Consider the following 206-nt stretch of genomic DNA (forward strand, 5'->3'; position numbering starts at 1 on the left):
TTTTCTCCCTTACTCTACTATCAGGATAAACGTGTGATAATGATCCGGGCTGTAATAGATACTGCCATTACTACCCACTATCAACCGGTCATCACCACGAGTCGTCTCAGGCTTCCCGTTAGGCTTCAACTCAATTTCACCGTTTTCACCAATCTTCGGTTGAGGAGCCATGAAATCCATTTCCGTATACGTAATAGGATTCCCCT

1 protein-coding gene is annotated in these 206 nt (G+C 44.7%); it reads right to left on the reverse strand.

Going from position 1 to position 206, the window contains the following annotated elements:
* Positions 1-9: 9 nt before the first annotated feature.
* Positions 10-206 (reverse strand): ribonuclease domain-containing protein (locus HMPREF2554_RS04115; RefSeq protein WP_246825995.1); only part of this gene is annotated, 197 nt, incomplete at its 5' end.

This window comes from Rothia sp. HMSC071F11 (assembly GCF_001809115.1).
GTDB classification, from domain to species: domain Bacteria; phylum Actinomycetota; class Actinomycetes; order Actinomycetales; family Micrococcaceae; genus Rothia; species Rothia dentocariosa.